Below are 6,320 nucleotides of genomic sequence, written 5' to 3'. Positions count from 1 at the left end.
AACGTCCCCTGGCTCCGCCGCAGCGCGCGTGGCTGCGGGCAGTCGTGCCGCTGGGGCGGCACGGGTGGGCGCAGCGGCACCCCGTTGCGCCGGGTTGCGTGACGCCCTGCCCCAGCCGCGACGCCGGGTGTGGATTTACTCCTGGTGCGTGTCCTCCGGGGCGATCGGCGGGGGCGGCGGAGCCGTGGGGCGGAGTTTTAGCCAGGTCAGGAAGAAGAGGCCCAGGAGGAGCATGCCCAGGCCGGTCCAGAGGTTGATGTTGACGCCCTCGGCCTTGTCGATCGCCGCCTGGTCGTCCGTGAGGCCCACGATCGTGACGATGATGCCGTAGACGACGAACAGGCCACCGATGATGCGCCGGATGTCGAAGAGACGGGCGGCCGTCGCGGACTTGGTCTCCAGTTCCGTGACCTCCCGCACGACGTCACGCTCGGAGTACTCGTGGTGCTCTGACATGGTCTCTCAATCCTCCCGCGGTCAGAACGAGAACGGGATGTAGCAGGCGGCAGCCAGGATCACCGCGCCCCAGCCGAGCAGCGCCGGCTTGCGGTACCACGCCTCGTCGCCCACCGCGGGCGGCTCCGCCATGCCGGGGGAGCGGGTGCCGTAGACGAGGCCCTGGAGGTCGGCCGTGGGCTTGGGGGCGGTGAAGAGGGAAACGGCGACCATGACGACCGCGCCGGCCACGAAGCCCGCGATCGCGGAGACGAAGTTGGCGCCCTGGTCGGAGGGGATGTCGACGATGCCCTCCCGGTAGATGACGAAGTAGTTGACCATCGCGGCCGTGGTGCCGGCGAGGAGGCCCCAGAAGCCGGACTTCATCGATGCGCGCTTCCAGAACATGCCGATGATGAAGACGACGAACATCGGGACGTTGAAGAAGGAGAACAGCGTCTGGAGGTACGCCATGATGTTCGAGAAGGCCGACGCCAGGAACGCCGTGCCGATGGAGGCCAGGACGCCGACCGCCGTGATGATGCGGCCGAAGCGGACGTAGTAGCCGTCGTCCCGGCCCCGGACCACGTACCTCGCCCAGATGTCGTTGGTGAACACCGTGTTGAAAGAAGACACGTTGGCCGCCATGCCCGCCATGAAGGCCGCCAGCAGACCGGTCACCGCGATGCCGAGGACACCGTTGGGGAGCAGGTCCTGCATCAGGTACGGGATCGCGTCGTTGTACTGGTAGCCCGACTCCGGCGTGCCGAACCGGGGGATCAGCGCGGCGGCGACCAGGCCGGGGATCATCACCAGGAAGACGATGAAGATCTTCGGGAACGCGGCGATCAGCGGGGTGCGCTGGGCGGCGGAGAGGTTCCTGGCGGACAGGGCGCGCTGGACCTCGGCGAAGTTCGTGGTCCAGTAGCCGAAGGAGAGGACGAAGCCCAGGCCGAGGACGATCGTGAGCCAGTTCGCGCCGAGCGGGTTGGCGTCGCCGATGCCAGTGCCGCCCCAGGCCGTCATGAAGTCATCGCCCCGGCTGGCGGTGAGGGTGTCGGACAGGCCGTCCCAGCCGCCGACCTTCTTCAGGGCCAGGATCGAGAGCGGGATGAGTGCGGCGAGGATGACGAAGAACTGGAGTACCTCGTTGTAGATCGCCGAGGACAGGCCGCCGAGGGTGATGTAGGCGAGGACGAAGAAGCCCGCCACGACGATCGCCACCCACTGCGGCCAGCCCAGCAGTGCCTCGACGACGATGGCGAGGGCGTAGAGGTTGACGCCCGCGATGAGGACGGCGGCGAAGGCGAACAGGATCGAGCTGAGCAGGTGCGCCGACTTGTCGAAGCGCAGGAGCAGGAACTCGGGGACCGAGCGGACCTTGCTGCCGTAGTAGAACGGCATCATCACCAGGCCGAGGAAGACCATGGCCGGGATGGCGCCGACCCAGTACCAGTGGGTGGTGTAGACGCCGTACTGGGCGCTGTTGGCGGCCATGCCGAGGATCTCGGTTGCGCCGAGGTTGGCCGCGATGAACGCCAGGCCGGTGATCCAGGCGGGCAGGGAGCGCCCGGAGAGGAAGAAGTCGAGGCTGGTCTTCACCGAGGCGCGGGCGGCGAAGCCGACACCGAGGACGACGACGAAGTAGATGCCGAGGATCGTGTAGTCGAGCCAGTTGGTGGGGAGCCGTAGCTCGGCGGCCAGATATGTGGGGGTTTGCATACGCACTCGCTTCGTTGCGTGAACTTGTGCGGATCGGAACCTACGCCTGGGCGTTCGCTAATTGAACACTTCCGTTGTCGAGCTTTGATTGATTGTGATGTTGACTGTCGTGGTGAGTTGTGTTTTGGTGTGTTGAGTTCTGTTGAATGATTGGGTGGCTCGAATGAGGAGTCCGCGGTGAAGAAGACCTCGACCCGTCTGGCGGACGGTCGTGAGCTGATCTACTACGACCTGCGTGACGACGCCGTGCGCGACGCGGTCGACCGCCGTCCGCTGGAGCGGACCGTGACGACCTCCGAGATCCGCCACGACGAGCTGCTGGGCGACGCGGTCGCGATCGCCTCGCATCGCCAGGGCCGGACCTACCACCCGCCGGCCGACGAGTGCCCCCTGTGCCCGTCGCAGGGCGAGCGGCTCAGTGAGATCCCCGACTCGTCGTACGACGTGGTCGTCTTCGAGAACCGCTTTCCCTCGCTGGCCGGTGACTCCGGGCGCTGTGAGGTCGTCTGCTTCACCTCCGACCACACCGCGTCCTTCGCGGATCTGAGCGAGGAGCAGGCGCGGCTGGTCCTGGACGCGTGGACCGACCGTACCTCGGAGCTGTCCCATCTGCCCTCCGTCGAGCAGGTCTTCTGTTTCGAGAATCGGGGCCGGGAGATCGGTGTGACCCTGGGCCACCCGCACGGGCAGATCTACGCCTACCCCTTCACCACCCCGCGCACCGCCCTGATGCTGCGGTCCCTCGCGGCCCACAAGGACGCCACGGGCGGGGAGAACCTCTTCGACGCCGTCCTGGAGCGCGAGCTCGCCGACGAGCGGGTCGTCCTTGAGGGTGAACACTGGGTGGCCTTCGTGCCGTACGCCGCGCACTGGCCGTACGAGGTCCACCTGTACCCGCGTCGCCGGGTGCCCGACCTGCTCGCGCTCGACGAGGGGGCCCGGTCGGAGTTCGCCCAGGTCTATCTGGAACTCTTGAGGCGCTTCGACCGTATCTTCGGCGAGGGTGAGCCTCCGACGCCGTACATCGCCGCCTGGCACCAGGCGCCGTTCGGCCAGCTGGAGGAGTTCGAGGGCGTCAGCCGTGACGACTTCGCGCTCCACCTGGAGCTTTTCACCATCCGCCGTACTTCCGGCAAGCTGAAGTTCCTCGCGGGTTCCGAATCCGGCATGAGCGTGTTCATCAACGACGTGCCGCCGGAGCGCGCGGCCGAGCGATTGCGAGAGGTAGCTAGTTCATGAGCGGGAAGTACCTGGTCACGGGTGGTGCGGGATACGTGGGCAGCGTGGTCGCCCAGCATCTGCTGGAGGCCGGTCACGAGGTCGTCGTACTCGACAACCTGTCCACCGGATTCCGTCAGGGCGTGCCCTCCGGTGCTTCCTTCATCGAGGGCGACATCCGCGACGCCGCCAAGTGGCTGGACTCCTCGTTCGACGCGGTGCTCCACTTCGCCGCCTCCTCCCAGGTCGGCGAGTCCGTCGTACGGCCGGAGAAGTACTGGGACAACAACGTCGGCGGCACGATGGCCCTGCTCGCCGCCATGCGGGCGGCCGGCGTGCGCAAGCTGGTCTTTTCTTCTACGGCCGCCACCTACGGTGAGCCGGAGCAGGTGCCGATCGTCGAGTCCGCGCCCACCGCGCCGACCAACCCCTACGGTGCCTCCAAGCTCGCCGTCGACCACATGATCACGGGCGAGGCGAAGGCGCACGGGCTGGGCGCAGTCTCGCTGCGCTACTTCAACGTCGCCGGCGCCTACGGTGAGTTCGGCGAGCGGCACGACCCCGAGTCGCACCTGATCCCGCTGGTCCTGCAGGTTGCCCAGGGCAGGCGCGACGCGATCTCCGTCTACGGCGACGACTACCCGACGCCCGACGGCACCTGCATCCGCGACTACATCCACGTCGCGGACCTCGCGGAGGCGCACCTGCTGGCCGTCGAGGCCGCCGTCCCGGGCGAGCACCTGATCTGCAACCTCGGCAACGGCAACGGTTTCTCCGTCCGCGAGGTCATCGAGACGGTCCGGCAGGTCACCGGCCACCCGATCCCCGAGGTGGTCGCCCCGCGCCGGGGCGGCGACCCGGCGGTGCTGGTGGCGTCGGCGCGGACGGCGCGCGAGCGGCTCGGCTGGAACCCGTCCCGCGCGGACCTCGCCGGGATCGTCGCCGACGCCTGGGACTTCGCGCAGCGGCGCGGCAAGTAGAAGCTAGGAAAGGGTCAGGGGCAGGGCATGAGCGAGGCTGTCGCAGAGGCTGTCGCCGAGCGGTTCAAGGAGCTGTACGGGGCCGATCCGCAGGGCGTGTGGGCCGCGCCGGGACGGGTCAACCTCATCGGTGAGCACACCGACTACAACGACGGCTTCGTGATGCCGTTCGCGCTGCCGCACACCGCGGTCGCGGCGGTCTCCCGCCGGGACGACGGCGTGCTGCGGCTGCACTCGGCGGACATCGAAGGCGACGCGGGCGGCGTGGTCGAGCTGCGCGTGGACGCCCTGGAGCCGGAGTCGGACAAGAACTGGACGGCGTACCCGGCGGGCGTGGTCTGGGCGCTGCGCGCGGCGGGCCACGAGGTGAGCGGCGCGGACATCCACCTCGCCTCCACCGTCCCGGCGGGCGCCGGCCTGTCGTCCTCGGCGGCGCTGGAGGTGGTGATCGCTCTCGCCCTGAACGATCTCCACGACCTCGGCCTGAAGGGCTGGCAGCTGGCCCGCCTGTGCCAGCGCGCGGAGAACGTCTACGTCGGCGCCCCGGTCGGCATCATGGACCAGACCGCGTCCGCCTGCTGCACCGCCGGACACGCCCTGTTCCTCGACACCCGCGACCTCTCCCAGCGCCAGATCCCCTTCGACCTCGCGGCCGAGGGGCTGCGGCTGCTGGTCGTCGACACCCAGGTCAAGCACGAGCACAGCACCGGCGAGTACGGCAAGCGGCGGGCCGGCTGCGAGAAGGGCGCGGCCCTGCTGGGCGTCGACGCCCTGCGCGACATCCCGTACGCCGAGCTGGACGCGGCTCTGGAGCGCCTCGGCGACGACGAGGAGGTCCGCAGGCTGGTCAGGCACGTGGTCACGGAGGACGAGCGCGTCGAACGCGTCGTCTCGCTGCTGGAGTCGGGCGGGACGCGGGCGATCGGCCCGGTCCTCACCGAGGGCCACGCCTCCCTGCGCGACGACTTCCGAATCTCCTGCACGGAGCTGGACCTGGTCGTCGACACCGCCCTGTCGGCCGGGGCCCTGGGCGCCCGGATGACGGGCGGCGGCTTCGGCGGATCGGCGATCGTGCTGGCGGAGGTGACGGACGTCGACACCATCACCAAGGCGGTTCAGGAGGCGTTCGCGGCCGCGGGCTTCACGGCGCCCCGGGTGTTCGAGGCGGTGCCTTCGGCGGGGGCGCGGCGGGTGCGGTAGGGCCGGCCGCGGTCAGTTGGTACGGAGGCGCTTGGTCAGCGTGAACTCCGTGATGCCGGGCGGGTAGTCGGGGATCGTGCAGACCACCTCGTACCCCCGCCGCTGGTAGAAGCCGGGGGCCTGGAAGTCCCAGGTCTCCAGGCGGGCGGCGGTGCAGCCGCGCTCCGCGCGGGCGATGCGTTCCGCCTCGGCCAGCAGGTGGGAGCCCAGGCCCGTGCCGCGGTGGCGTTCGCCGACCCAGAGGTACGTCACATGCAGCCAGGTCGTCCAGGTGTGCCCGACCAGGCCGCCCGCCAGGTCGTCCGTGGCGTCCAACGCCCAGATGTGCAGGGGGGCTTGGCGTTCGGCGTGGGTGCCGCGCAGGGCGCGCAGCACGGGGGAGGCTGCCGTATTGGTGTCACGGAGCCGGGAACGAAGAAGATCGCGCCGGGTCCTGTCGACTTCTGTCTCAATACGAAACATGCGGCTCACCATAAACGCGCCGGACAACCAGTTCTGCAAATTACCTTCCGCTCCTGCCGCCCGCCCGTACTCTGATGAACAGCACCGGTGGGGGCCGGTGCTGTTCAGGGGGCGAGACAAGTCGGGTACGACGCCCGAAGTGGGGGTAGCAGTCTCTGCACGGCGGCGGCCGTGCGGCTGCGGCGACCCCGTCCTGGGGAACGGCAGAAACAACAACCCAGGACTGCTTCGGGTGTCGTACCCGCACTGGTCACCGGCTCCCGTCGATGGGTGTCCCCTGCTCTTGGAGAGCGCGGGGAAGGG

The 6,320-nt window shown here is 69.1% G+C and carries 6 protein-coding genes; 3 read left to right on the top strand and 3 right to left on the bottom strand.

Annotation, left to right across the window (positions count from 1 at the left end; translation table 11 throughout):
* Nucleotides 1-135 precede the first annotated feature (135 nt).
* Both SSP24_RS22470 and SSP24_RS22465 read right to left on the bottom strand, forming a co-directional pair.
* Nucleotides 136-456, bottom strand: coding sequence for a hypothetical protein (locus tag SSP24_RS22470; protein ID WP_141311485.1), 321 nt, complete (start codon nucleotides 454-456; stop codon nucleotides 136-138).
* Between the two features lie 21 nt (nucleotides 457-477).
* A complete protein-coding gene (locus SSP24_RS22465) occupies nucleotides 478-2,157 on the bottom strand; it encodes a sodium:solute symporter family protein (protein WP_141311484.1) in 1,680 nt (559 codons plus the stop codon).
* Between the two features lie 177 nt (nucleotides 2,158-2,334).
* Here SSP24_RS22465 and galT point away from each other — a divergent pair, with 177 nt between their 5' ends.
* Genes galT through galK form a run of 3 tightly spaced genes read left to right on the top strand, consistent with a single transcriptional unit; the run spans nucleotide 2,335 to nucleotide 5,555 of the window.
* Nucleotides 2,335-3,396, top strand: coding sequence for a galactose-1-phosphate uridylyltransferase (galT, locus tag SSP24_RS22460; RefSeq protein WP_141311483.1), 1,062 nt, complete (start codon nucleotides 2,335-2,337; stop codon nucleotides 3,394-3,396).
* Complete coding sequence (gene galE / locus SSP24_RS22455; protein ID WP_141311482.1) at nucleotides 3,393-4,355, top strand: UDP-glucose 4-epimerase GalE; 963 nt, start codon at nucleotides 3,393-3,395, stop codon at nucleotides 4,353-4,355. The genes galT and galE overlap by 4 nt, the downstream gene beginning before the upstream one ends.
* Nucleotides 4,356-4,382: 27 nt before the next feature.
* A complete protein-coding gene (galK, locus tag SSP24_RS22450) occupies nucleotides 4,383-5,555 on the top strand; it encodes a galactokinase (protein WP_141311481.1) in 1,173 nt (390 codons plus the stop codon).
* A 12-nt stretch (nucleotides 5,556-5,567) separates the two neighbouring features.
* On the opposite strand, the gene SSP24_RS22445 is transcribed toward galK, so the two are convergent.
* Complete coding sequence (locus tag SSP24_RS22445; protein WP_174864687.1) at nucleotides 5,568-6,029, bottom strand: GNAT family N-acetyltransferase; 462 nt, start codon at nucleotides 6,027-6,029, stop codon at nucleotides 5,568-5,570.
* Between the last annotated feature and the right edge of the window lie 291 nt (nucleotides 6,030-6,320).

This window comes from Streptomyces spinoverrucosus (genome assembly GCF_006539505.1).
Lineage (GTDB): Bacteria > Actinomycetota > Actinomycetes > Streptomycetales > Streptomycetaceae > Streptomyces > Streptomyces spinoverrucosus.
Note: the sequence above shows the minus strand (reverse complement) of the source record. Positions and strands in the feature narration are given on the sequence as shown.

What these genes read in the sequence shown, in the direction of transcription:
- galE (WP_141311482.1), top strand. Translation starts at nt 3,393, where the DNA reads ATGAGCGGGAAGTACCTGGTCACGGGTGGTGCGGGATACGTGGGCAGC.
- SSP24_RS22465 (WP_141311484.1), bottom strand. Translation starts at nt 2,157, where the DNA reads ATGCAAACCCCCACATATCTGGCCGCCGAGCTACGGCTCCCCACCAAC.
- galK (WP_141311481.1), top strand. Translation starts at nt 4,383, where the DNA reads ATGAGCGAGGCTGTCGCAGAGGCTGTCGCCGAGCGGTTCAAGGAGCTG.
- SSP24_RS22470 (WP_141311485.1), bottom strand. Translation starts at nt 456, where the DNA reads ATGTCAGAGCACCACGAGTACTCCGAGCGTGACGTCGTGCGGGAGGTC.
- SSP24_RS22445 (WP_174864687.1), bottom strand. Translation starts at nt 6,029, where the DNA reads ATGGTGAGCCGCATGTTTCGTATTGAGACAGAAGTCGACAGGACCCGG.